The organism is Chryseobacterium endalhagicum (genome assembly GCF_016745235.1).
In the GTDB taxonomy this organism is placed as follows: Bacteria; Bacteroidota; Bacteroidia; order Flavobacteriales; family Weeksellaceae; genus Chryseobacterium; species Chryseobacterium endalhagicum.
Genome location: NZ_JAELVM010000001.1, coordinates 1,363,445 through 1,388,622, shown reverse-complemented (window position 1 = coordinate 1,388,622; position 25,178 = coordinate 1,363,445). Strand labels below are relative to the sequence as shown.

The window sequence follows — 25,178 nt, the reverse complement described above, 5'->3', positions numbered from 1 at the left end:
ATTAAAATTTTATTTCAAGGGTAACTGTAAAAATATTTTCATCCTTTTGTACTGAAAACAAATGTTTTGAAGGATACAGCAGTTTAAGACGTTTACGAATGTTTTCAATGCCAATTCCGCCAAAATCTTTACTTATCGTTTCTTTAAAGCTATTTGTGCATTTAAATAGAAGACGGGTATCGTTACAAGATAAAGTTACGTCAATATAAGAACCATCGATAGTTGAATCGATACCGTGTTTAAAAGCATTTTCTATTAAAGGTAATAAAAGCATCGGTGCGATTTTAACACTTTCTTTTACATCATCGTGTTGAAAAGAAATTGTTGCATTGGCCGGCATTCTCAGTCGTTCAATATCGATATAGGTATGAAGGATATGTATTTCGCTGGCGACAGAAATTTCTTTAGGCTGTGATTCGTACAGCGAATATCTCAGGATATCCGAAAGCTTTAAGATCACATCCGGTGTTTCTTTCGACATTTTAAGAGATAAGGCATATAAACTGTTCAGGACATTAAAAAGAAAATGAGGACTAATTTGAGATTTGAGCAAACTAAGTTCTGCAATTCTTTGCTGGGCAAGCGCAGATTCATTTTTTTTGATTCTTAACAGATATTCCTGTACTGTATAACCAATGGCCATCATTACCGCAATGACGATAATCCCGGGGTAAGCATCAAAATAAGATTGATATTTTTCTAAGACTGTAGGAGCTGAAGAAGTTACAGCCAACGCTGTAAAGTCTTCCAATTCGTTTTTATTAAAATGGTCATACAGACAGCTTAAGTAATACCCTGCTGCACCGATCGAAATGGTTAAAACAATCAATACTTTGATTAGATAATCCTTAACTTTTTTAGTGCTCCTGAATCTGGGAAGAAGTACAAAATTGTTGATCCATGCAGGAATAAAAATCATGATGTTGTATGAAAAAATAGCAAATAAAGGCAGGTTTTTATCATTATTATCGATACTGGCGAATACAATAAGTCCGAAAAAAAATATATTAAGCAACAGCCTAATCAAATTATACACCTGTAGAGATTTCATTCATATTTTGTATAAAAACGTAAAGTTAAATCTTTTCTCTCATAGAATATTTTTTTTACACCAACATGCCTTTTTCAGGGACAAACGAATCGTAAAACATGGGTAAATTTTATGTCCATGCTTTTCTGTTGTTAGTCAAAAAAGAATGATAAAGCAGAGTAAACCTCTCTTTATTTGCATAAAAATAATAATTAACAATGAAAAAAATCTGCTTATTAACGATCTTCTCTGTTTTTGGTTTCTTATCCGGGCAAAATCCTGACATTACAGGTTCCATTGACAGTTTAGTGACCAATTTTCAGCAAAACAATGCCTTTTCCGGCAATATCATGCTCCAAAAAAACGGCGCAACTGTATACAAAGGCGGGTTGAATAAGTTTGCTGATCATTCAGATCAATATAGAATTGGTTCTATTACAAAGGTGTTCACCGCAATTGTTGTTTTTCAGCTGATAGAAGAGGGCAAATTATCTCTGGATTCCAAACTCAGCCAATATTTTCCTATGATTAAAAACGCTGAAATAATTACCATTGGAAATATGCTGAACCATACCAGCGGGATATACAATTATCTGGAATGGGAAGATTATTATGACCAGAAAAGCAGAAATTATACAAGAGAAACTATGCTGAAGCTTGTACAGCAGGGAAAACCAGAATTTAAGCCGGGAAAAGAAAGCATATACAGTAATTCAAATTATTTACTGCTTGGATATATTATAGAAGATATTACCGGAAGCTCCTATAAAGAAAACATCACGGCAAGAATTGTCAATAAGATAGGTCTTAATAATACCTATTGTGAAAGTGATGAAGGGGAATATGGGAAGAGAGCATCCTCTTATAAATTTGACGGTGAAAACTGGGCTAAAGAATCAGAAACCCATCCGGATTTCACATTTTCAGCAGGAAACATGGTTTCTACAACCGAAGATTTATTAAAATTAATGCAGGAGCTTTTTGCAGGAAACCTGGTTTCAAAAAAATCACTGGAAATCATGAAAGATGCAAATTCCCCTTCTATTATGGGCTATGGATTATTTAAAACTCCTTTTTACGGAAAAACAGGTTACGGACATACCGGAAGAATAGATGAATTTCATTCAGGTGTAGCCTATTTTCCTGAGGACAAATTTAGTATTGCCATTCTGGCAAACGGAACGAATGTAAAGCTCAATGATATTGTAGCCGGTGTTGCCTCAAAATACTATCAAAAAAAATATAAAAATCCTGATTTCACGGTGTATCATAGTAAAACGGCTCCTCCTACAGAAATATACAACGGAATTTATAAAGCCAAACTTGCAGGAATCATTACCGTTGGAAAATTCCGTATAACCCAGGCTGGAAAAAACCATCTCTTTATAGCATTGTACGATCCTAAAAAGTTTGGTGAAGAAAGCAGAAAAGCCCTGTTAAAAAGGATCGGTGAAAATGATTTTTATTCTTTTGATACCGGAGCCTATCTTAAATTTTCCCTGGATGAAAAAGGAGAAGTTACCGGTATAAAGCTTACGCAAGGCCAACAGTCCATAAATTGTAAGAAAATGTAATTTTCAGAATATAACACTCTCGCGTAAAGTGTATCCGTTAAAAAAGTCAGGCCTAGATTTTATAATCCGGGCCTTTTAACATTCTTTAAATCAGAAGTCCGGAGAGCATAAAACCCTTCACAGCTGATAATATGGATTCAGGTTTTGAGTTTCGGGGTGCGGGATTCGGGATTTTAGTTGCTGTTTGACAGGTTTAAACTTTGATAAATACTTTTAACCTTAAACTTTAAACCTTAAACTTTGAACTTTAAACTTTAAACTTTGAATCTCAAAACCGCGAAACCCGCACCCCGAAACTCAAAAAATGAATGATATTATCCGTTTTTGAAGCCTTTAAATGATTACATTAGCACTGAATTAAAATGCGCTGAGATTTCTATGAAAAATATATTCTGTGTATTGCTTATTTCAATGGTACAGCCTGTACTGGCACAAACTAAATTAGAAAAAGCACTTACCAATCTTGAGAATAATTACGAGCAGGAGAAAGTTTATTTACTTACCGATAAATCACAATATGCTGCGGGTGACAAAATCTGGTTTAAAAGTTTTGTATTTGACGGATATGGCCGTTCTCCATTATCTACTACCCTATTTGTTGAACTTTACAATTCTGATAAAAAATTAATAGACTGGAAAACGATACTTCTTACCCGCGGTGAAGGCAGCGGAGATTTCCAGCTGAAAGAAGATCTTCCGGAACAGGTTTATTTTGTAAGGGCCTATACTCCTTACATGACGAATTTTAACGAAGATTTTCAGATGGTTAAAACCATTCCGGTGTACAATCCTAAATCCACCGAATCCCTGGTAGTTTCCAAAATTTCTGACTGGTCTGCAAAAGCCTTTCCGGAAGGCGGAACTTTCATCAACGGGGTGCCTGCGAAATTTGCCGTAAGATTATCAGCCACTGCTTCCCTGCCGGAAAACTGGTCCGGAAAGGTCATAGATGCGCAAAATCCCAATGTACCCATAACTACATTCAAGTCTTTTGACAAAAACGTTGCCTCTTTTAAAATAACTCCTGCCTCTGGAAAGAAATATCAGGTTATTATTCAGGATAACGCGGGAAAAAGCAAGACAATAGATCTGCCACAGGCTGCGGACAGCGGTCTGAGTCTGGAAGTTTCCAGCTCTAAAGAAGGGATTAAATACACCTTAAAAGGCGTCAATTTAAAAGAGCAGCTTAAAAATTATAAAATTGTAGGGACTATTAATAACCACATGGCCTACAAAGCCAATATCAACAATTTAACCAATGAAGCTACAAGTCTTATTCCTACAAAAATCAGCAATGGATCTAACGGTATTCTGCAATTAGCCATTTTTGACGGGCAGGACAATCTGGTAGCTCAAAGACTTTGCTTTATAAAGCCCGGAATTTTAAAGATTGAAAAAGCAGAAGTTATCGCTCAGAATATAAAACCAACCCCAAGAGCTTTCAACAGCATTGATCTTTCTCCGGAATCCTATTTTAAAAATTATACTGTTTTGGTAAGTGAGGATAACGGCACTCCCAATCCTGAAGAAGAAAATCTACTGAGCGGACTTTGGTTAACGGGAGATTTTACATCAAAAATAGACAGCCCGGCGCAGTATTTTTCTAAAAACGCCAATACGGAAGCATTGGACGCGCTCCTTATTTCTGAAAAATGGCAAAGATTTGACTGGAATTCCGTGCTTAGCGGATCTGCACCCACAATTAAAACAAATCCCCAACCCTATCTTTCTTACAAGGTAAAGCCTATTAATAACGGTTCCCTGCTGATTAACACGAGTGTAAATTTAATCTTGAAACTGGGTAAAAATGAACCTGTCATTGAGCAATTTAAGACGGATCAAAACGGATATGCCTATTTAAACAACCTAAACTATGATGAACCGCTGGAAGTTTCATTATTTGTTAATTCAGCAGATAATAAATCTAATACGGATAATTTATTCGTCACCGTGGAGCCCTTAGTGAACACTGTATCATTTAATGGCAATTTCCCGGGTACAAAATATACTTTGGTAAAATCCGGTGAAAATAAAACGCTTTCTCCAACGATTTCCAGAGCCATCAACACTCAAAAGAACATCAGGAAAACAGCACAGAATGATATAGAGATTGAAGAAGTAAAAGTAGTAGGGAAAAAGGCAGATCCGAAAGAAGAACTGGACAAACAGCTGTCCACCGGAATGTTCAGCTCTATGAATTCTACCATATTCGATTTTGTGAATGAAGACCAGCATATTGCCGGGTCCAATAATATATTAGACTGGCTGCAGGGAAGAGCTGCCGGTTTAACGTTTCAAAGAAATAATTCAGGCGTTAACGTACCTTATATCCGCGGCCAGCAGGCTAAGCTGTATCTGGATGAAACCCCGAGTGATGCATCTATGATTGCCAACCTTCCTCCCAGCAATATTGCGATGGTAAAAATTCTTAAAGGAGCTGGATTAATAGGCGATGCAGTAGTTATCTACACGATGAAAGGGAATATGAAATCCAAAAGCAGCGACACAAAAACACAGAAGAACAACTCATCTGTCATCAAAGGATATGATCAGCCTTCAGAATTCCCCATTGAAATGCTGGACAACGATGATCCTACAAAGAAAATTGAAAATGACACCCGGGAAACACTGTATTGGAATCCTAATTTATTTGACAGCGATTATGTCCCTCCAAGAATTAAATTCTTTAATAATGACAGCGCAAAACAATATAAAGTACTGATCATAAGTTTCGATGAAGACGACAATCTTCTGTATGATCAGCAGATTATTAAATAATATATTTCTTTGAAGTAAAAGGCCTTTCAGTTTTTCTGAAAGGCCTTTTTGGTTTAAAAGTTATCGCGTATACAAAGTGTATTTTCTTAAACGCAAAGAACTTATTATAACTCTTATGATTTTAAGGGGAGCAAAGGGGGCGATTTCATCGCTGATGAAGCTGTGTGGATATGCGTCCGCTTAGAAAGAATCAATGAAGTTGATTCCATTTTTGCATCCTTAAAATAGTACAATAATTTTGTAAAGCCTTTGCGTAAATGAAATTTTTTTGACGCAAAGATTTATTATGGCTCTTATGATTTTAAGGAGAGCAAAGGGGGCGATTCATCGCTGATGAAGCTGTGTGGATATGCGTCCGCTTATAAAGAATCAATGAAGTTGATTCCATTTTTGCATCCTTAAAATAGTACAATAATTTTGTAAAGCCTTTGCGTAAATAAATTTTTTTTGACGAAGGATTTATTATGACTCTTATGATTTTAAGAGGAGCAAAGGGAGCGATTTCATCGCTGATGAAGAGGATGGATAAAACATACGCTTAATCGAATCAATCTTTGATTGATTCTCTCTTTGCCTCCTAAACTATGCATTGTTGGAATAAACCTTTGCGTTAAATTTAAAAAGTACAGGCAATGGTTTTGTACACCCACCTCTAACTTCTAACTTCTAACTTCTAACTTTTTTCCCTCTCCTTTCCAGAATAATATGTGCTGCATCCAGCATTTTAATCAGATGGATGTACGGATTGACGATATTCCTTTCCGGGACATTATCGTAGATGCCCAGGGATAAATAGACCATCCCGGACATAAAATAATCAAATTCCCGGATGCTGTATTCTCTGAATGCTTTTTTAAAGACCAACAGCGGGTTTTGGTATTCCTTCTCCGAAAGCAAGCCCAGAAATAATGGAGAAACATTTTCCAACGGAGTACCGGCACTCCATTTCTTTTCCTTCAACGTGATGAGATAACCCGCATGAACAAACGACCGCATCGCCTGATGAAACTGAAAAATAACGGACGGATCTTCATTGATCCAGCTATTCTTTTTCACAGCGTAATTCATGATGCTGTTTAACCTTTCTTTAGAGGCTGCCAGGTCGTTGAACTGGAAAAACGTCTCCATTTGCTGTAATGCGGAGCACTTCTTACCTGCCCGAAACCGGGGAGCGAAATGTGTTTTTATCTTTTTCATTGTTTGTATTTTTTTTATAAATGTAAGAAAAGAAATTTAATTACGGTCGATCGACCGTAATTTTTTATTATTTAATTATTTCATTTGTCTCATGACAGATATAAACGAAAAAATTTGTTTATACATTACAAAAAAATGGTTGATACCTTGGCTTCAAGAAGGCAAGTCACAAAATTCTTTTGCAAAAAATCATGGTGTAGAAGAAAGTACCATTAGAAAAATTAAAAGTGAAGAAACTTACAGAATACCAGTCGAAACACTTTTTAGAATATGCGAAGCAAGAAAAATTAGTTTATCTGATTTCTTTAAACTCATAAATGAATAATCCTGACGAGAGTTGGGATTTTTTTTGTGACGAAATTGTCGAAATCTTTAAGAAATTCCGTGAAAATACTGATTGAAAATTTTAAGAGGACTTTTATTTTTGGTGTTTACGGAAAACCGTAATCATTTTCAAGTTATTACATATATTTTAGACTTATTAAAATTTAACACATGTGGGCAGATAATGAAACATCCGAAGATTTATTAGGATTTAAGGTACATGCAGATTTATTAATAGACGTGATTAATGACAAAAACATTTTACCAATTACAATAGGAGTTTTTGGAGATTGGGGAAGTGGAAAATCAAGTGTCTTACAAATAATTAAAAATGAATTCGAGAGTGATGAAAACAAGGAATCACTATGTATATATTTCAATGGTTGGACATTTGAAGGCTATGATGATGCAAAAGCAGCATTATTAAATTCTATTCTTAAAGAAATAGATGGTAATAAAAAATTGTCCGCTGAGGTCAAAGATATCGTTAAAAATAAAGCTAAAAAACTTTGGAAATCTATTGATTGGATGAGAGGAGCAGGTATGTTATTGAAAAATGTTGCTCTTCCTGCTGTTTCAGCTTATTTTACTGGAGGGATTAGTTTAATTCCTTATGCTATTCAAAAAATATCTGAATGGAGCGACGATCCACAGAAAATCATTGAAAAATTACAATCAGATGAAGGTAAAAAATTATATGAATCTTTTTTGAAAGAGAGCAAGGATGAAAGCGAAAAACAAATTAATGCAGTGGCAGAGTTCCGTAATGATTTTTCTGAATTACTAGAATCTACCAACTTCAAAAGACTTATAGTAATTGTTGATGATTTAGATAGATGTACCCCTGAAAGAATTATTGAAAACTTGGAAGCAATAAAGTTATTTTTAAATGTTCCAAAAACAGCATTTATTATTGGTGCTGATCCACGAATAGTGAAACATGCAATAGAGCATAAATATAAAAATAATAAAGAAATAGAAGAAGATAATAATAGAATCGTTATTGATTATTTAGAAAAACTCATTCAATTACCATACTCTTTACCTCGACTTTCTGATTCGGAAGTTGAGACATACATTTCAATGCTTGTTTGTAAAAAAGAATTAGAAGAAACTCAGTTTAACAAAGTTTTGGATGGATTCAAACAATTTAGAGAGAAAAACAAATATTCTTCTTTTGGATTATCAAATTTTGAAAGTATTTTAAGTGCAGATGACTTTCAAAAAGTAAAATCAAACATTATAACAATTCCATCTCTAGTACCTTTAATAACTAGTAGTTTGTATGGCAATCCACGTCAAATTAAGCGATTTTTAAATACCTACACAATTAGAAAGAGATTGGCAAAAGTTGCGTCTATTGAGAACTTTCAGGATGCAATTCTAGCAAAACTCATGATTTTAGAATACTCTGAACCCAAACTTTTTAAGCAACTTTTTATTTGGCAGGCAGATAAAGAGGGAACTCCTGAAGAGATCAGCGAAATTGAAGGCATCTGCAAGGATAAGGATTTAAACAAACTACTGACCGAACTAGCAGACTCAAAATTTAAAGATTGGAATAGACCCAAAATAATAAATTGGCTTCAAGTAGAACCTTCATTACAAAGTGTTGATTTAAGGGATTATTTCTGGATAGCACGGGATAAATTGAATGACTCAATATCAGCTTCAAGTCTGATTCCACCAATTGTAAAGTCACTCTTCAATGAGCTTCAACCCGATCAGATGACATCAACAGTAACAAGGAAAATAATAGAAGATAAGTTTAAGGAATTAAATGATGCTGAAAAAGAAACATTCTTCAATTTATTATCCGCCACTTTAAAGCGTAATCCTATTTCTAAAAGGAATTATGAAATATTCAATGAGTTAATAGAATTAAAAATAGAAAATGCGCCTTATCATTACATAGAATCACTAAAAGTTATAAATGATTTAGATATAGATGCATCTATAGGATTAAGACTAAAAAATTATAAATCACATCCAAATATGGGTGACTTTTTATCTGATTATTTTAAAGATAAGAAGTCTAAAGCAGCAAAAGCATTTAATTTAAAATAATATGGGAACATCTAAATCTTTTTCTGATGTTAAACACTCTATGGTTCCTAACTGGAAAAACTTGAGTTCTTCTTTAACATCAAATTGTAATGGATCAACATTATCTACCGAAAAAAAACAAACAATTATGAACAACTTTGTCTCTTCTTTAGGAGGATCCGCTATAGGAGGACGAGGAGGATCAAAGGTGGGAGGACAAAGTGGTATCAAAACAGCAAAGAAAATTGGAGGCTTTCTCTCAAAATTTGTTAGTTCGAATAATAATATTCGAGAGGCACTTACTTTTATAGGAATTACTAATCTTGATAATAAAAGTGTTAACGATATTATAAATCATCTAATTGAATATTGTTCAACTGATTCAAGTTCAATTGATGATATTGCAGCGAAAGAAGCTACTAGACTATTAATGGAAGAGTTAATAGGTCAAGCAAATTCCATAGATGAAGTAGAAACTCTTTTGTCAGAAAAATTTGAATCTAGTTCTTTAGAAGATATTATAATTGGATATTTTGGAAATTATATCAACGAACTTTTATCAAAATGGTTTTATGAGAACTTAATTAAAAATAAAAATGAAAATGATTGTAACAGTCTTTTTTCACAAATTAAGAGTTTCATCAGGGAAAGAGTTTCAGATATGCATAGAACAAATCCATTACAAAATGTTGATTGGGGATCAAATGATGCCGATACACTAATAAAAAATATTCAACAAGATGTATTAACTGTTTTTGAATAATTATGAAAGTAACAATACAATTCGACCCAGCACAAGAAGGAAAATTTTCTAATATAAAACTTTGTTTCATAGAAAATGGCATAGAAAGAAAGATTCCTTTAACTTTTCTTAAATCTGAAAATGTTTTCGATTTTAATGTAGATTTTACTACACTACGTTTCGATTTTTTTCTAATTTCTACATTAGTATATGGTGTGGATAATTTATTTAATAGAGAAAAATATTCTAATGATGGTTGGACAAGAGATTTAGATGTTGATTTTCCTGTCCATAATCTTAGCACTTGGCAAGGAAAGGAAATAAAACTAAAGAAAATCTTAGATTTTTTAACTGGGGATTATTGGACTATAAATTTTGTCCAGAACTCACATGAGGAATATTATTTCCCACGCCAAAGAAGAAGAAAAATTCCAGTTTACGAGAAAAATTCCATAAAATCAGCAAGTCTTTTTTCAGGAGGTTTAGACTCTTTAATAGGAGTAATTGACGAACTTGAGAAATTAAATCCAAATGAAAGAATTTTATTGGTTTCCCATTTTGATTATAAATCTTCAGGTCCAAATGGAGACCAGAAAAGGTTATTAAATTATCTACAACGAAATTATCCAAATAAATTTTATTGGGTACAATCCAAATTAGCTCTTAGTAGAAAAGATGATAATGGCAATAATATATTTATTGAAAATAATTACAGAAGTCGATCTTTATTTTTTATTGGTTTAGGAATATACTTATCACCAATTAACACTTTAATAATTCCTGAAAACGGAACAATTTCTATTAACTATCCCTTAACCCCTTCTAGGGTTAGCTCTTTGAGTACTAGAACAACGCATCCATTTGTTTTAAATAACTTAAAAGAATTATTATTGGAAATAGGATTACCAATACAGTTAGAAAATCCATATTCATTCTCTACAAAAGGAGAAATGATTGAAAACTGTTCAAACCCAAGAGCTTTGCAGTCAAGTTTTAGTTTATCCGTTTCCTGTGGTAAAAGAGGAAGAAAGCAACATTGGGCTATAAAAACAGGAACTGAGCAATGTGGAAAATGTATGCCTTGTATATACAGAAGGGCTGCTTTAAATAAAATAAATCTAGATAATGAAATCTTTGGGAATGATATCTTACAACAGTCTTCATTAACCAATGATTTACCGGCATTATTTAGCTATTTAAATCGAGACATTTCATTAGAAAAAATGAAAAGAGACATATTAATTAACGGCAATATAGATATTGATAATCTGGAAAATTATGCACAAATGGTTTTAAGGTCAAAAGATGAAGTTCTACAATTATTTAGAGATAAAGGTAATAACTTTACCAAATCTAAATTAGGACTTTTATGATTATAGACACCCATTGTCATATTGATTTATACCAAACCCCAGAAAAGGTATTACAAGAATGTGTAGATACTAATATGATGGTAATTTCAATGACAAATCTGCCTAGCCATTTTGAAATGGGATATCCACATTTTAGAAACTTAAAAAAGATTAGATTAGCTTTAGGAATGCATCCATTATATGCAGAGGTCCATAAAAAAGAATTTGCATTATTCTTAAAAAATCTTTCTATGACATCCTATATAGGAGAAGTTGGGCTAGATTTTTCAAAAGAGGGATATGCCACGAAGAATATACAGATTGAATCTTTTACTAAAATATTGGAAAACATTTCAGGAAAGAAGAAAATTTTAAGTATACATTCAAGAGGTGCAGAAAAAGAAGTTCTTGAACTTTTAAAAAAGTACAATATAAAGTTTGCTATATTTCACTGGTACTCTGGGGCTTTAAAGCTTATTGATGAGATTGTTAATGAAGGATATTATTTCTCAATTAATCCAGCAATGATTAAATCTGAAAAAGGAAGGAAAATTATCGAAAAAATACCTATTACTAATCTATTAACAGAAACAGATGGTCCATTCACTAATATCAATGGAAATATATTAAGGCCTATAGATGTCATTAATGTAAATAAGTATTTTTCAAACGTATGGGGTAAAACCATTTCTGAAGTTGAAAAGATAATTTCATTAAACTTTCGAGAATTATTAAAGAGCATAAAATAATAGAATTTTACTCCCAATTAATTCGATAGTAGGGGTTAAAATCTATTATCCTGTTCCCTGCTCTCCGAAGTCTCCCGACTTTAGATCAAATTTAAAGGAAACAATTTTATTTACCAGCTCAAACTCGGGAGACTTCCACACCACAGCACAATATTTCAAAAATGATTACTATCAATCATTTCTCTTTATCACTTATATCCTATTTTTGCAAAAAAACTAATGGACAAAATAAGTTTTCTGGAAGTTATTGCTGCGATGGCTGTTTTTGTATCGCTGCTGCTTGCCGTATTTTTGTTAACGGTAAAAACAGAAAGAAAACTGGAAAACAGATTATTTGCGGCGTTCCTTATTATTAATGCCATTGATATCAGCGGAATTTTCATGCATCTTTTTGTGGATAGCTATAATCTGAAAGCTTTCAAAATATCTGCTTATTTATTGGTAATGCCTATTTTCTATCTGTATGTGAATGCCGTTTGTTATGCTGATTTCACCTTAAAAAGAAAGCATTTACTGCATCTTATTCCTTTCATTGTGGTCAACTTAATTTTAGTTCCAAAGCTTTATCTGGCAGAAGGGGCTGCAAAAGAAAATTTCTTTACAACCATGTGGCAGTCTCCTGAAATGTTTGTTTATCAGCTCATCGGGGAACTGCAGTTTTTCTTTTATATCGTGGGCGTATTCATGATACTCAAAAAATACAAGAAGATTTATCTTGAAAACTACACCAATCCCAACACCCTGTTATACAAATGGCTGTTTCAGCTTACCATCGTTTTCCTATTCATTCATGTATGTATTATTTTTAAAAATATCATACGGTATACCGCATACAACGATCTGTTTATCTGGCTGCATATTCTGGCAGGAACTTCCTTTTTACTGGCGGCCTGCTGGTTTATCTTAAAGGCATTAAATTATCCTGAGCTTTTTCGCAGAATTGATTCTACCCTGCAATTGACAGAAGATTTTGCAGAAACGCTGGAAGCTGAAAATAAAACCGACGAAACAAAAAGTCTTCAGATCGAACAGCTTAAAAATTTCATGGCTGAAAAAGAACCTTTCCTGGAACCTTCATTAACGATTCAGGAACTGGCGGATCAGGTGAATATTCCGGTTCGTGAGTTGTCTGTATTAATTAACCATCACCTCAATCAGCATTTTTTTGATTTTGTGAATGAATACCGCGTTAAAAAAGCAATGACGATTCTGAAAGATCCCACAAAAAAAGAATATACGGTGCTGGAAATTTTATATGAAGTAGGTTTCAATTCAAAATCCTCTTTTCACACTTCATTTAAAAAATACACGAACCAAACGCCAACAGCCTTCAGAAACAACTGATAACTAACCTATTGTAAAAAATAAAACTTTAGATTGCAGATAATCGGACTCATTAAAATGAGTCCGACTTTTTTATACGGACTTTTTTCAGGATTCTCTACAGCATATTTGCATCAGATGATATCAAATAAAAATTCTGACCATGAAATATGTAACCCTTATTTTATTTTTTGCCTTAGTTGGCTGTAAAAGTGTCCAGCAAATCGACAAACAAAACGTTGAAAATGCCATTACAAAAAATGTGCTTCAGCTATTAGAAGACAAAAGATTTCATTCTGTTTCCGTTGCTGTGCTTAAAGATGGAACATCTACCATAAAACATTTTGGAGAATTAACGATTGGAAAAGGAAACAAGCTCAACGATTCTACGCTTTATGAATTAGCTTCTGTCACGAAAACGTTTACAGGTTATGTGGCTGCTAAAGCCGTACTTGATCAAAAAATAAATTTGGATGATGATATCAGAATTTATCTTAACGAACCTTATCCCAATTTAGAGTTTAAAGGCGAACCTATAAGAATCAAACACCTCATCACGCATACCAGTGGATTTCCAAATTTTCCTATAAAAAGCGAAAATAAAAAGGCCTTCTTTGAAGGATTAAAACTCATCAACATTGAAACGAAGCCCGGAGAAGTCTATTCCTATTCAAACACGGCTCCGGAGCTGACCGCCTATATCCTTGAAAAAGTCTATCAAAAATCTTTTGAAGAACTGGTCACTGAATTTATTTTAAAACCCAATACCATGAACCAAACCAAGTTTACCCTCAATGAAAATGACAGAACCAGACTGGTAAAAGGTTATAATGATAAAAACGAGCTAATGCCTAATTTCAACAGAACCTTATGGGGCGGAATTTCAGGATTGCACTCCACTACTTCGGATTTAGTGAAATATATGAAACTGCAGCTTGACCAGTCCAATCCTGTTGTCCACGAATCTCATAAAAAATTATACAAAGAAGGTTCTGATTTTTGGGAAGGTTATCATTGGTACATCATAGAAAATGGTAATGGATTAATGTACAGACATCACGGCGGTATTTACGGCATGCAGAACTGGTTTGTGATTTATCCTGAACAAAATATAGGGATCTCTATACTGACCAACACCAGCTTTAATGAAACAGGAGAAATCTTAGAAAAAGTAGTGGATAACCTGTATAATGACATACAGCAAACTAAAAAATAGAATGCCGGTTTAATGCTAAATCCGGCAATAAAATATTGTCTAAATCTGCGAAAAAATGATTCAATGTTCCAATCGAAAGTTAATATAAGACAATAATAATCAATCAATTAAAGTGATCTCTTTCGTATTTCCACGACTCCGGCTTTGGTTAATTTAATGGTAGAATATTTTCCACTGGCATCTTTAATAAATTCAACGGTTCGGTTATCATCATCCGACCTGAAGAATTTATGATCCGATTCCGGAAACAGCTCAATATCAAAGTCGTTGTAATAGAGCTTTCCATTGCTTTCAAGAATTTTAATGTCTTCATAATTCCCTTTAAAGAGCTTGTAGAGTGAAGGGTTGTTTTTAACTTTCTGATGATGATACGGCAGTTCAACATCTTTCCCAAAACAGATGGCCGCCAATCCATAGGCAAGCATATAAGCCGGAGACTGGTTATTGGACAGAACGATGACCAGCAAACCATCATCTGTAAAACGGTTGAAGGAAGTCATAGCTCCAAAAAAGCCACCGTCATGGGCTATCAGTTTATGCCCCTGATTATAGAAAGGATTAATCAGAAACCCATACCCAAAATTCTGGTCGTTATAGGAAGTAAACATCAGCTGTTTCATTTTTTCACTTAAAACGGTTGTACCATATAGTGCACTATCCCAGATCGAGAGGTCATTAACGGTTGAATAAATACCATCGTGCCCAATATTGAATGCCCAATTGATGTACGGATTTTTGCTATAATTTTTATCTTTCCTGACATACCTGTCAGACATATTGGCTATCACTTCATCATTCGTCATAACTCCGGTTTCGTGCATTTTCAGGGGATCAAAAATATTTTCTTTGAGATATGCCGGATAGCTATTTCCGCTTACTTTCTCTATGATACGGGCCAGCAGATAGTAACCGATATTACTGTAAGCGGTCTGCTCTCCCGGTGTAAATAAAAGGTCTTTTTTACTAATATAATCCAATACCTGATCCTGGGTTAAAGAAACCTGGTTAAGATAAAGCTCATCAAAATCCATGGCAAGCCCGGACATATGGGCAAGCATCATGTGAAGGGTGATTTGCTCGCCTTTGGGAAAGCCTGGGAAATAGGTATTCAGCTTATCATCAAGTGATATAAGTTTACGTTCCGCCAGTTGGAGAATAGCCGCCGCAGTAAACTGTTTGCTTACAGAAGCTAAACTATATTTTGTATCGGCAGTGGCTTTTACTTTCCATTCATAATTGGCATAACCATAAGCTTGCCGCAGCAGTACAGCATCTTTTCCGGTGATGAGAACAGTACCGCTAAATCCGTTCACGTCAGCCTGAGCCTGCATATAATTTGATAATTTTTCAGAAAGACTCATCCGGTTCTCTGCTAAACTTCCTTTCTCCTTCCCTGTTTTGACTTGTGAAAAACCTTTGAGAGAAAATAAGCTGATTCCTAAAAGAAATATTAATTTTGAGTGGGTCATATGGTTTGGATATGGGAAGAAAGTTATATTGATCATTGAGTCTTTTATTGATTTTTAGCCGTAATCTGAACCTGAGTTTTCAGAGAACCTCTTGTTAAGATAACGGAACTTAGTTTTCCCCCGCTGAAATCAAATTTTAATACGTTCGGATAATCTACAATTTTAAAGGTTCCGTTTTTCAGATACACTAATTCATTATCATTTTTTCCTTTAAGAAAGTCCAAAAGCATGGATTCAACGTAAAGACGGTTATTCTTTTCTACTATTTTGGTTTCCATTCCCTGTCCGTAAAGAAAGTCATCATAGGTTCCTATCAACTGCTTTTTCAAATGTAAGGGTATTTCCTGAATATCTTCATCAGATGTTTTATTCCAGCCCATCAGGCTAAGGATCTTTATTCTCGTATGATTCATCACAGGAAAACGATTGAGTTTTTCGCCATTGGCAAGATACACCATCCCATTCCCGTCTGTCATAGAAGCCAGAACATTGCCGCCCACTCCCGTATTGGAGCCATTACATGAAAACCAGTCATAGTTATTATAACCAAAAGATTTTTGCCATCCGTAACTCCAGCCGCCCACCGCATTTTTCAAAGTGGTTACTTCCGTTACTTTTTTGGCGACCTGATGAGAAATCACCCTGTTGTTTTTATTACGTAAAGCATTTTGTATCTCAATAGAAAGCTTAGCCAGATCTGTAGGGGTAGACCATAATCCGGACGCCCCAACCTGAGGGGTGATGGGTAAACCTGTTTTGATTACTTTCCCGTCTTTATCATGCACAGAAGCCACATTGGTTAGAAATCCCCTTTCATTAGGCTGGATCATTGTGGTATTCTTCAGGCCAAGCGGTGAAAAAATATATTCCTGTGCCAGCTCTGCAATTGGTTTATTCAAAGTATCTTCCAGTGCCATCTGGATAATTACATAGCCCCCACCGCTGTATTCAAAATTGGTTCCCGGAGTGAACAGGAATTCAATTTCTTTATCGTATCTGGGAATCTGTCCTAAAAGGCTTTGCGTTATCGTAGGAATTGTTTCTCCTTCGTAATGATCTTCAAATCCACCCTGAGAAGTACCGGCAGTATGATTAAAAAACTGCTTCCACGTAGGATTGTTGTTTTTAGTAAACTTACTTTTAGGTAAATGCCAACGCTTCAGATATTTGTCTATGGGATCATCCAGATTGATCAATCCCTTTTCCTCAAGAATATGACAAAGAAGTGCCGTAATGGGTTTTGAAATGGATGCCGTAGAGAAAGCGGTATTTTCATCTATCTTTTCTTTAGAATTCATTGATTTTACTCCTGCCTGGCTGGTGTATACAATTTTATAATTTTCAAAAACAACAAGACTGAATCCCGGAAGTTTGTATTGTTCCAATTGCTTGTCAATCCGCAAACTGTCCGTAAGAAAGTTATAATTTCTTTTTGAGTTTACTACATGATTGTTTGTCTGGCAGCTCAGCATGATGAATGCGGCGATTAGTAAATAAAGGGTATTTTTCATGGTATGATTTTTTTGTAGGTTAAAAGTTTTATTGCAATCCTGTTCTGTGTGTTTTTTACAACTATTTTTATTTCAATACTTTATCATAAATGGTATTCAGCAGATCCTGTCTCATTTTTGAATTTCTCTGGTCAAGAAGTATAATGATGCCCCAGTTTTTATTCCTGTTGTAGCAGATGATTGAAGACTGTCCCATAGAATCCCCTGATTTCATATAAATTGTATTGCTCTCATCCGTCACAATATTGAACCCCAGCCCCATTTCTCTTTTTTGATCTTTATACACAATTTTTTCTGTGATAATGGCCGCTTTACCCATTACTGTTTCTTTATTTAAAACTGCTTTTAAAAACGTAACCATATCAGAGGCGCTGGATTTTACCAGTCCTGCAGGAGCGGTAATATTCCATTTGAAAAATTCCTGGATTCCGCCTTCCGGATTGTGGGCTGTTGTTCTGTTTTTCACATTAAAATCCTTTGTTAATGTATTTTTCATGTGCAGTGGCTTTATGATTTTGGCTCTGATAATTTCGTCATAAGTCTTACCATATACTTTCTCTAATATTTGCCCCAGCAATGTATAGCCAATCGTAGAATAGCGGTATTTGCCATAATCCTTCAGTTCACTGCAATTATTGATTATAGCGGCTAATGTTTCTTCCGTTATTTTATGTACAGGCTGTTGTGGATCCTGCGCTATCAATTTTGCAAAATCTATATCAGGCAAACCGGACTGATGCGATGCCAGATCCGAAATTTTAATTTTGTTTCTGAGATTTTCCTGCAGTATATACGCTTTGGGAAGAAATCCGTCTATATAATCATCCAGCTTTATTTTATGATCCGTAACCGCCTGGGCAATTAAATTGGAAGTCAGGATTTTAGTAATTGACGCAATTTCAAACAGGGAATTTTTATCGATTTTACTGTCACTTTCTGCATTCAATTTTCCATGGGCTGTATAATATTCTTCATTATTATTGATAAAGCCAACACTGATCCCCACCTCCGGATTTTTTTTATAATTATCATTGATTATGGAATCAATTTTTTTGGAAATATTCTGTCCAAAAGAAAAGCTGCTTATGAATAACAGGGCTGCTAAAAATTTTGATGAAGTTTTCATTGTATCGTTTTTTTATGTTTAAAAATTATTTCGATACAAAGATGTGGGAGAAAACAAAATCACGCGACCGAATAAAAGTATTCGACCCGATTTGTGCAAAAAAATAAGTACGGATCTTTACAGAAAAGAGTACGGGTAATTACAATTCACTGACTTGCAATTCTTTACGATAATAAGTTGGTGTAGTACCGGTATGTTTTTTAAAAGCAGTATTGAAAGAAGATTTTGAATTAAAACCAACTTCGTACAGGATTTCAAGGATCGTCACCTTACTTTTTGTATCATCTTTCAATATCTCCATAGCAGCCTCGATGCGATAGGTATTAACGAAATCATAGAAATGCTGCCCTAACTGATGATTGATTAAAAGCGACAGATCCCGGACAGGAATTTCAATGTCCCCGGAAATATCCTGAATGGTGAGTGAAGAATTAAGAAAAGGTTTCTTTTCAACCATATATTTTTTTAATTTCAAAAGCTCTTCATTATATTCTTTTTCATCAGCCGCTGATTCTTCACCGCTTTCCTTTTCTGAAACCATCTCAGAAACAAGCTTTAATTTCGAATCAATATTTCTGAAAAGACCCGGATGATTCAATGCCTTGAACAGGTACCAGCAGATAATAAAAAGCTGGGATACCAGAAGCCCTATTTTTATCCATTCGGAAACGTGTGGATAATCGGAAAATTTAAGGATGTTTTTTAAAAGAGCCGCCATATACACAATGGTCAGTACAACGGTAAACTGAAACAGCCAATTATAGGAACTGATATTTTTCCCGGCATAATTTTCAAGATAAAGCCGCTTTGTTTTCCTTAACAGCCTGAAAACAGCGATAATGTATATAACGATCTGAATATGGATCAAAATATGATTGAACTGCAGCTCTATCATGCTTTGACGGTTCTGAATAAAACTAATTTTCGAGGCGGTATCTACACCATAAAAACGGGGCAGTAACATTAAGTTGCCCACCAAAAACGGCAGCAGATGCAGCAGATGCTTCGGCTTAAGTTTAAAATCCGAATAACAAACCGATAATACATACAGATAAAAGACCGGAATCTGCAAAAAAGCGAAGGAACTCCTGAACATCCCCAGATTGGACGGACCATCAAACAGGATGTTAAACCAAGGTTCAAAAACATCTATTGCCGTTACCAATAGAAAAGCAGCAAACAGAGCATTACTTACCCTGTGTTTCGTTTTAACCGTAAGCAGAAAAATTGCAAGAAGCAGCGAAATGAGCAAAGAAATTGTAGTTACAATAATCAACACATTAATTTTATCCATTCCTTAGTTTTCTTTGTTTATGGCTGTTTTATTTTTATTCTTTCATCAGAATTCCAAAAGCCTTTCAAGCTTCAAAACCCAATAGGTGCAAATATAGAAATTTGATTGATGCTGTTTGGTTTTTTTATTGTGAAGTATCTTAGAGAAGGCCTGCCATTAGCCATTTTTAGAATACCTGTTGAAACGTTCTTTAAAATGTGCGAAACGAGAAAACTCAGCTTATCTGAATTTTTCAAACTTATAAATGAATAAATCCTGACGAAAGTTGGGATTTATTTGCCTTTATGGGAAACCATAAGAAAGTAAATCTGTTGTTTTGTATATTTTGAATAACGCTGGTGCGAGCGTCACGCTCGTTACCCATTCTTATACTACAAATTTAAACGAAAATATAATGAATGGTTTTAGAATGCTACATTTCGGACACGAGCAAGATGCTCGCGCCAGCAAGGGGAAACATATAGAATACCTCTTGAAACATTCTTTAAAATGTGTGAAGAGAGAAAATATGTATAATAATTTTGTATATTAGAACAACAAACTAATAACAACGTAAAATGGAAACAAAAAACAACATCGGGGAATGGACAGCTACTGTCAAAAACGAAGGAAAAACTCCGCAAATTAATGTAAATGGTAAATTTCCTACTAATGGAGAAAAACCACTTTATCAATTAATTAAAAATGATCCGCAAGGTATTAACGACTCTGAATTATTGTTAACCTTAATTTTTGGAAATCTAGCAACACCAGAAGGTACAGTTTTTTTCTCTGTCCACTTTAATGAAGCCATTGCCTCTACTGAAAAATACAAAACTGTATTAGTAATAGACGAAAATGGTAGGAACATTGCAAATATTGATGTCATTAATTCTTAAACAAGTTTTGTATTGATTCTTCTGTGATTAATATTTTCTCAGGGTTTAAATAGTACTATGAGATTTAATTTTCAATAAAAAATCCTAACAGAAGTTGGGATTTTTTATTGAAAATTGTGAAGAAAATTTATATAAATAGTAAAGATATTCCAACGCTGGTGCGAGTGTCACGCTCGTTACCCATTCCTACATTAAAAATTTAAATGAAAATTTTGAGCGCTTTTCTTCTCAACTTGTATATTCGGGAAAAACATTCAAAGATTAACAAACCCCCAATACAAAGCCTGTAGACCCCTTTCAAAGGGTCCGGGGTACTTCCCCAACCCTCCGGAGACTCTTCTCAACGACCGAGAGCCCCTTACCCAACCGGTTCTACCCCCTTGGGTAAGGGGGTAGATCCAGTTATAGAACGGGGTCCGGATGCTTACAAAACGGGCTTTAGACCGTTATTCACGGGGTATTACCCTTTATCATACTCCCCTAAGGAGGTTATGAAACGGGGTGCAGGAATATTTCGCGCTCTACTGGTTCTTTTTTCCAACGACAACAAAGTCTGCCGCACCAGTCAACCGTACATCTAACAGCCCGAACAATACTATAAAAAGATTTATATATTTTTTCTTACCACCATAATTTTATCTAACATTGCAAAAAAAACCATGAAAAACTCAAAACTAGTTTTAGCAGCAGCTTTAATGCTGTTCTCCGCTGTGAATGTAACGGCACAAAAAAAGAAATCAGCGGCTCCGTCAAAACGCGGACCTATGGAAATGCCTAAAGATGCTGAAGTTCAGGTCATGGCCGGAGGCGAGAAAGCCATAAGCTATTATTATAAGACCAACGATCGGGTTACCTTTACCTATGATGCCAGCTATAAAAATGCAGATGTATACATTACGGAAGACGGTACCAAAAAATTAATGTACAAAGCCAAACTGGATGGTACAGGTGTTGATACCCAGCTAAAAGCACGAATCTATCATTATAAAATATACAGTTTAGATCGTAAAACCCTTTTATTCACCTACGAAACTGAAACTGCAGTTACCAGCTTAATAAAAATGATCGCCGTATCTCCGGCAAAAACCTCTACCATTCTGGATTTCTCCCAGGCATTCGGACCTGATGAATATACGATAGGTAAAACAGAAACGTTTGAGAAGTTTCCCATTTTCTTATATTATTCAATATTTAATGCGCCGAAAAAGTAGCTGCATTATTTAGACAAGATATATACAATCTCTGAATTCTCCTGACTTTGGAGATTGTCTTTTTATCCTTGGCAAGGTTTAAAACCTTGCCAAGGATAATCAGTACTGCGTATTCTTACCTATCAGGCACAAGCAGGATGTCAACGCCGGCAGAGAATAAGTTTTTATTACCTCCACGAATTCATTTCATAGTTTGAAAAGTTCACTTTCATATCCTCTATCCTGTCTTCAAGGGTTTTGATACCTGTATGTCTGTATTTTTCCTTCTCAGATTCATTAAGGGTATACATAATATCGAATCCCGGGGCTGGTTTGGCAATAGGGACAGACAGTACAATACGGCTGTCCTCTTCATAAATATAATATTGCCATTCTTTTTGTTCGAGTAATTTCTTTTCGTTCATTCTTTAAGTTGATTTTGAATACCTCATTCGGTATTGGTTCAGGATAACTATCTTTTTTACACCGCATAGTAACAGGTCCCTTCTAAAAACAACAGATATCTTCCCGGCTGATATTCTCCATAGGAAAACAGATAGATAGCCTCATTTTTCTTTACATAATGAATTTCCAGTCCCTCTTCAGAGAGATACTTTTCAACCAAGCTGTTAACCAGACTGAACGTGCTTTCTTTCATCATCGTATTAAAACTTCTCTCCCCTATTTCTTTTTTTAATTCCCGTAATGGATGGTTGTAAAAATCCATCAGTTTGAATGTTTGATTTTCAATTGCAAAAACATGTTTGAGAACTTTTTCTTCCTCTCCGTCAAATAATTTCCGTCTGATCATTTCAATGTTTTCCATCATAACAGGATACAATGCTATACCCCAAACGATATCCTGCAGCATTTTCGCATAGTCTGTATTGGCTTCTTCACCAAGAAAATTCCTTACGACCATGATGGCCATTGGATATTTTTTATAGGCTTCATCTTCTGTATAAACTTCATGATCGTCAATGACCGTTTTTTTTATATCCAATAATTGACGGTAAAAAGAAATGTTCATGGAATTATCGGGAAATTGTTCGTATTCTTCTTTGGCCTGCGCTAAAGCTTTTTCAACGATTTCACGGTAGTATTTTTTCGTTAACCGGTCTTCTAAATCTATATAAATTGGGGTGTTCTTATCCATTGAAACTTTGTTTTAGATAGATACATTGGGATCATTTTTTTCTGCTTCATCCATATTATAGGCAATTCTGTTATCCTTGCTTATTAATGTCCTAAAAATATCCCTATATACATTGAATCTGCTTTTGTCATAATGAACCAGTACCGGAAACAACTGACTGGCCTGGTAGTACCTTTGGTTTTCTAAAGCAGTTCGCATGGCCTCTTCTATTTCCCTTAAAAGCGGTCCGCAATCTTTCTTTAATAGAAAATCCGTTAGGTTAGATTCAAAAAACCGGTCACCATACAGAAGTAAAAGTTGTTTGATATAAGGAAATAATTCCTGTTCGCTTTTTCCATTGAACGTTGAAATGTACAATGCATTGGTGATTATGTCATATACATTATCCTGATGATGGAGTCTATGGGGTTCAAAACTTTCTTTTTCGTCCCATTTTTCAGCAATGAAACGGTCAAGAAGTTCAAAACCTTCCGGTATAGACCACGCCAGTAGGATAAGCATAGCCTGATAAGCCATATACCGGTCTTCATGGTGAAGAAGGTGTTTTAATTTTTCAACTCGGTCAAAATCTTTTTTTTCAAGGAGCTGTACTTCGTTTAAACCGTGTCCTTCGTATCCTTCCTCATTATAGTAATACAGGAGTTCATGGAGTTCGTTATTCATTTAATCCGTTTTTATGATTGGACTGAACAGTACAGGGAATATTCTTTTCAATATTTTAAAAATACAAACTTTATTTTTGATATGGAATTTGTTGACAGGTTTCTTAATTTTTCAAACACAAGAAAATTGATAATAGAAAAGACAGGATGACGATACCGGTATGTCTACGATTTGCTTTTGTCAATTATTTTCACTATCTTGTAGTATGAAAAAAAGTGAAAATCAAGGGAGTATAACCCATGCAGGTAGAATGAATGAACGAACAAAAGCGTTGGAAGTTCTTGAAAAAGCCAAGCAAACACAAGGGAAAATTACCTTTCTAAGAAAAGGGGTAGGGAGAAACTTTAAGCCAAAAACTGAGGAGTCGTAAATTGAAATTGATTGAATTGATATCTTCAAAGAGTAGTATGTTGTAGAAGAACTCGAAAATAAGATACTGGAACCCGTAAAAGAAAAACAGATCCGCACCGGCGGGCATAACGCAAATAAGCGGGATAATGTTGATAGGATACTGAATAGGTCAATTGACGATCGTAATGTATTTCTTCAGCGTATGGCAGATGATTGAGAGCGCAAACCAGCGTATAATTGTGCTGCCAAAATAAAACAAAGCCCCTGAATTATCAGGGGTTATTTTATTTTGTGTGATCAGAATCTGGAAAAACAAGTAGTTTTTTATATTATTCTATATTCAGTGCGCCTAAAAGGTAATTTGCATTATTTAAAAAAGATTATACACACTCTTAATTCCCGTGACTTTGGAGATTGTATTTAAAACCAGACAGCATCTCATAGCTAATAAGAACAAAGGCTCAGATTATAAAATCCAAACATTTATTTTTAATTTCTATACCCAGCAGAATAGTTTCCTCTTCTCGGTGATGATGATTAATCCATCTTAAAAAAGAAATACACCACCGCTGCCCACTCCTTCCTAATTCCTTTAGCATAACCAATCGTACTCCGGCTGCTGTTTTCCACCGTTCCATCCTCTTTGATGTAGCCAATCGTTGAGCGGCTGCTGTTTTCTACAGTACCATCTTCTTTAACATAACCTACTGTAGAACGGCTGCTGTTTTCTATGGTACCGTCGCTTTTAATATAGCCGATTGTTGAGCGGCTTTTATTCTCTATTGTTCCGTCCGATTTTATGTAACCGACGGTGGAACGGCTGCTGTTTTCAATGGTTCCATCCGGTTGAATGTAGCCTATCGTGCTTCGGCTTCCCGATTCTATCGTTTGTGCACTTACAATGGAAAGGCTGAATAAAAAGAAACCAATGACTCCTGTTTTTTTCATGATTTTAGAATTGAATGGGTATTAAACATTTTGACTTTTCCTTCCTGGAACAAAGGTACGAGATCTTTCCATACAAGTCCTTTTTTTGGCTTATTGCACTCATTATAATATCCTGGCTATAAACAGATTATCAACTCCGTATAAATACCTAATTCATAATTCTGGTATTTTCACTTAAGAGGGTTTTATTTTATTTCCCTTACTTTGAATTGTCCTTCTGATAAGGCTTCCAACAGTATGAACAGGGCAGATTTTAAGAAG

General features: G+C 34.8%; 22 protein-coding genes. 12 read left to right on the top strand and 10 right to left on the bottom strand.

Annotation, left to right across the window (positions count from 1 at the left end; translation table 11 throughout):
* Position 1: 1 nt before the first annotated feature.
* The gene (locus JET18_RS06080) at positions 2-1,015 is read right to left on the bottom strand and encodes a sensor histidine kinase (protein ID WP_202089716.1); all 1,014 of its coding nucleotides are present in this window, start codon (positions 1,013-1,015) and stop codon (positions 2-4) included.
* Between the two features lie 233 nt (positions 1,016-1,248).
* On the opposite strand from JET18_RS06080, the gene JET18_RS06075 reads away from it, so the two are divergent.
* Together JET18_RS06075 and JET18_RS06070 are read left to right on the top strand one after the other, a co-directional pair.
* Positions 1,249-2,604, top strand: coding sequence for a serine hydrolase domain-containing protein (locus JET18_RS06075; protein WP_202089715.1), 1,356 nt, complete (start codon positions 1,249-1,251; stop codon positions 2,602-2,604).
* A 378-nt stretch (positions 2,605-2,982) separates the two neighbouring features.
* Positions 2,983-5,382: a hypothetical protein gene (locus JET18_RS06070; protein WP_202089714.1), complete on the top strand. Its 2,400-nt coding sequence runs from the start codon at positions 2,983-2,985 to the stop codon at positions 5,380-5,382.
* Between the two features lie 666 nt (positions 5,383-6,048).
* Here the strand turns inward: JET18_RS06070 and JET18_RS06065 are convergent.
* Positions 6,049-6,579, bottom strand: a complete 531-nt coding sequence (locus tag JET18_RS06065; protein WP_202089713.1) for a hypothetical protein — start codon at positions 6,577-6,579, stop codon at positions 6,049-6,051.
* Between the two features lie 91 nt (positions 6,580-6,670).
* On the opposite strand from JET18_RS06065, the gene JET18_RS06060 reads away from it, so the two are divergent.
* The 7 genes from JET18_RS06060 to JET18_RS06030 all read left to right on the top strand — a co-directional run bounded on the left by JET18_RS06060 (position 6,671) and on the right by JET18_RS06030 (position 14,331).
* Positions 6,671-6,904: a helix-turn-helix domain-containing protein gene (locus JET18_RS06060; protein ID WP_099766945.1), complete on the top strand. Its 234-nt coding sequence runs from the start codon at positions 6,671-6,673 to the stop codon at positions 6,902-6,904.
* A 170-nt stretch (positions 6,905-7,074) separates the two neighbouring features.
* Entirely contained in the window at positions 7,075-8,970 is a 1,896-nt protein-coding gene (locus tag JET18_RS06055; protein WP_202089712.1) for a KAP family P-loop NTPase fold protein, read from the top strand.
* Position 8,971: 1 nt separating this feature from the next.
* Positions 8,972-9,712, top strand: coding sequence for a hypothetical protein (locus JET18_RS06050; RefSeq protein WP_202089711.1), 741 nt, complete (start codon positions 8,972-8,974; stop codon positions 9,710-9,712).
* A gap of 2 nt (positions 9,713-9,714) precedes the next feature.
* The gene (qatC, locus tag JET18_RS06045; protein ID WP_202089710.1) at positions 9,715-11,064 is read left to right on the top strand and encodes a Qat anti-phage system QueC-like protein QatC; all 1,350 of its coding nucleotides are present in this window, start codon (positions 9,715-9,717) and stop codon (positions 11,062-11,064) included.
* Positions 11,061-11,792: a Qat anti-phage system TatD family nuclease QatD gene (qatD, locus tag JET18_RS06040; RefSeq protein ID WP_202089709.1), complete on the top strand. Its 732-nt coding sequence runs from the start codon at positions 11,061-11,063 to the stop codon at positions 11,790-11,792. Before qatC ends, qatD begins: the two co-directional genes overlap by 4 nt.
* Positions 11,793-12,011: 219 nt before the next feature.
* Positions 12,012-13,136, top strand: a complete 1,125-nt coding sequence (locus JET18_RS06035; protein ID WP_202089708.1) for a helix-turn-helix domain-containing protein — start codon at positions 12,012-12,014, stop codon at positions 13,134-13,136.
* Between the two features lie 142 nt (positions 13,137-13,278).
* Positions 13,279-14,331: a serine hydrolase domain-containing protein gene (locus JET18_RS06030; protein WP_202089707.1), complete on the top strand. Its 1,053-nt coding sequence runs from the start codon at positions 13,279-13,281 to the stop codon at positions 14,329-14,331.
* A 107-nt stretch (positions 14,332-14,438) separates the two neighbouring features.
* On the opposite strand, the gene JET18_RS06025 is transcribed toward JET18_RS06030, so the two are convergent.
* The 4 genes from JET18_RS06025 to JET18_RS06010 form a co-directional block, all read right to left on the bottom strand.
* On the bottom strand, positions 14,439-15,836 hold the full coding sequence (locus tag JET18_RS06025; protein ID WP_228728490.1) for a serine hydrolase domain-containing protein: 1,398 nt from the start codon (positions 15,834-15,836) through the stop codon (positions 14,439-14,441).
* Between the two features lie 8 nt (positions 15,837-15,844).
* Complete coding sequence (locus JET18_RS06020) at positions 15,845-17,311, bottom strand: serine hydrolase domain-containing protein (protein ID WP_202089706.1); 1,467 nt, start codon at positions 17,309-17,311, stop codon at positions 15,845-15,847.
* Between the two features lie 67 nt (positions 17,312-17,378).
* Complete coding sequence (locus JET18_RS06015; RefSeq protein WP_202089705.1) at positions 17,379-18,437, bottom strand: serine hydrolase domain-containing protein; 1,059 nt, start codon at positions 18,435-18,437, stop codon at positions 17,379-17,381.
* Between the two features lie 139 nt (positions 18,438-18,576).
* On the bottom strand, positions 18,577-19,731 hold the full coding sequence (locus JET18_RS06010; protein ID WP_202089704.1) for a helix-turn-helix domain-containing protein: 1,155 nt from the start codon (positions 19,729-19,731) through the stop codon (positions 18,577-18,579).
* 557 nt (positions 19,732-20,288) lie between these two features.
* Between JET18_RS06010 and JET18_RS06005 the strand changes: the two genes are divergently transcribed.
* Both JET18_RS06005 and JET18_RS06000 read left to right on the top strand, forming a co-directional pair.
* Entirely contained in the window at positions 20,289-20,609 is a 321-nt protein-coding gene (locus JET18_RS06005) for a hypothetical protein (RefSeq protein ID WP_202089703.1), read from the top strand.
* A gap of 659 nt (positions 20,610-21,268) precedes the next feature.
* Positions 21,269-21,820: a hypothetical protein gene (locus JET18_RS06000; RefSeq protein WP_202089702.1), complete on the top strand. Its 552-nt coding sequence runs from the start codon at positions 21,269-21,271 to the stop codon at positions 21,818-21,820.
* A 167-nt stretch (positions 21,821-21,987) separates the two neighbouring features.
* Here JET18_RS06000 and JET18_RS05995 read toward each other — a convergent pair whose 3' ends face one another.
* From JET18_RS05995 to JET18_RS05985, 3 genes are read right to left on the bottom strand one after another with little or no spacing between them, the layout of a single operon-like run.
* Positions 21,988-22,224, bottom strand: coding sequence for a hypothetical protein (locus JET18_RS05995; RefSeq protein ID WP_202089701.1), 237 nt, complete (start codon positions 22,222-22,224; stop codon positions 21,988-21,990).
* Between the two features lie 56 nt (positions 22,225-22,280).
* The gene (locus JET18_RS05990; RefSeq protein ID WP_202089700.1) at positions 22,281-22,955 is read right to left on the bottom strand and encodes a hypothetical protein; all 675 of its coding nucleotides are present in this window, start codon (positions 22,953-22,955) and stop codon (positions 22,281-22,283) included.
* 12 nt (positions 22,956-22,967) lie between these two features.
* Entirely contained in the window at positions 22,968-23,618 is a 651-nt protein-coding gene (locus tag JET18_RS05985) for a hypothetical protein (protein ID WP_202089699.1), read from the bottom strand.
* A gap of 205 nt (positions 23,619-23,823) precedes the next feature.
* Here JET18_RS05985 and JET18_RS05980 point away from each other — a divergent pair, with 205 nt between their 5' ends.
* Positions 23,824-23,988, top strand: coding sequence for a hypothetical protein (locus tag JET18_RS05980; RefSeq protein ID WP_156122735.1), 165 nt, complete (start codon positions 23,824-23,826; stop codon positions 23,986-23,988).
* Between the two features lie 518 nt (positions 23,989-24,506).
* On the opposite strand, the gene JET18_RS05975 is transcribed toward JET18_RS05980, so the two are convergent.
* A complete protein-coding gene (locus tag JET18_RS05975) occupies positions 24,507-24,917 on the bottom strand; it encodes a 5-fold beta-flower protein (RefSeq protein ID WP_202089698.1) in 411 nt (136 codons plus the stop codon).
* Between the last annotated feature and the right edge of the window lie 261 nt (positions 24,918-25,178).

Excerpts from the sequence above, each read along its gene's own strand:
- JET18_RS06075 (WP_202089715.1), top strand. The coding sequence starts at position 1,249 with ATGAAAAAAATCTGCTTATTAACGATCTTCTCTGTTTTTGGTTTCTTA.
- JET18_RS06070 (WP_202089714.1), top strand. The coding sequence starts at position 2,983 with ATGAAAAATATATTCTGTGTATTGCTTATTTCAATGGTACAGCCTGTA.
- JET18_RS06065 (WP_202089713.1), bottom strand. The coding sequence starts at position 6,579 with ATGAAAAAGATAAAAACACATTTCGCTCCCCGGTTTCGGGCAGGTAAG.
- JET18_RS06060 (WP_099766945.1), top strand. The coding sequence starts at position 6,671 with ATGACAGATATAAACGAAAAAATTTGTTTATACATTACAAAAAAATGG.
- JET18_RS06055 (WP_202089712.1), top strand. The coding sequence starts at position 7,075 with ATGTGGGCAGATAATGAAACATCCGAAGATTTATTAGGATTTAAGGTA.
- JET18_RS06050 (WP_202089711.1), top strand. The coding sequence starts at position 8,972 with ATGGGAACATCTAAATCTTTTTCTGATGTTAAACACTCTATGGTTCCT.
- qatC (WP_202089710.1), top strand. The coding sequence starts at position 9,715 with ATGAAAGTAACAATACAATTCGACCCAGCACAAGAAGGAAAATTTTCT.
- qatD (WP_202089709.1), top strand. The coding sequence starts at position 11,061 with ATGATTATAGACACCCATTGTCATATTGATTTATACCAAACCCCAGAA.
- JET18_RS06035 (WP_202089708.1), top strand. The coding sequence starts at position 12,012 with ATGGACAAAATAAGTTTTCTGGAAGTTATTGCTGCGATGGCTGTTTTT.
- JET18_RS06030 (WP_202089707.1), top strand. The coding sequence starts at position 13,279 with ATGAAATATGTAACCCTTATTTTATTTTTTGCCTTAGTTGGCTGTAAA.
- JET18_RS06025 (WP_228728490.1), bottom strand. The coding sequence starts at position 15,836 with ATGATCAATATAACTTTCTTCCCATATCCAAACCATATGACCCACTCA.
- JET18_RS06020 (WP_202089706.1), bottom strand. The coding sequence starts at position 17,311 with ATGAAAAATACCCTTTATTTACTAATCGCCGCATTCATCATGCTGAGC.
- JET18_RS06015 (WP_202089705.1), bottom strand. The coding sequence starts at position 18,437 with ATGAAAACTTCATCAAAATTTTTAGCAGCCCTGTTATTCATAAGCAGC.
- JET18_RS06010 (WP_202089704.1), bottom strand. The coding sequence starts at position 19,731 with ATGGATAAAATTAATGTGTTGATTATTGTAACTACAATTTCTTTGCTC.
- JET18_RS06005 (WP_202089703.1), top strand. The coding sequence starts at position 20,289 with ATGGAAACAAAAAACAACATCGGGGAATGGACAGCTACTGTCAAAAAC.
- JET18_RS06000 (WP_202089702.1), top strand. The coding sequence starts at position 21,269 with ATGAAAAACTCAAAACTAGTTTTAGCAGCAGCTTTAATGCTGTTCTCC.
- JET18_RS05995 (WP_202089701.1), bottom strand. The coding sequence starts at position 22,224 with ATGAACGAAAAGAAATTACTCGAACAAAAAGAATGGCAATATTATATT.
- JET18_RS05990 (WP_202089700.1), bottom strand. The coding sequence starts at position 22,955 with ATGGATAAGAACACCCCAATTTATATAGATTTAGAAGACCGGTTAACG.
- JET18_RS05985 (WP_202089699.1), bottom strand. The coding sequence starts at position 23,618 with ATGAATAACGAACTCCATGAACTCCTGTATTACTATAATGAGGAAGGA.
- JET18_RS05980 (WP_156122735.1), top strand. The coding sequence starts at position 23,824 with ATGAAAAAAAGTGAAAATCAAGGGAGTATAACCCATGCAGGTAGAATG.
- JET18_RS05975 (WP_202089698.1), bottom strand. The coding sequence starts at position 24,917 with ATGAAAAAAACAGGAGTCATTGGTTTCTTTTTATTCAGCCTTTCCATT.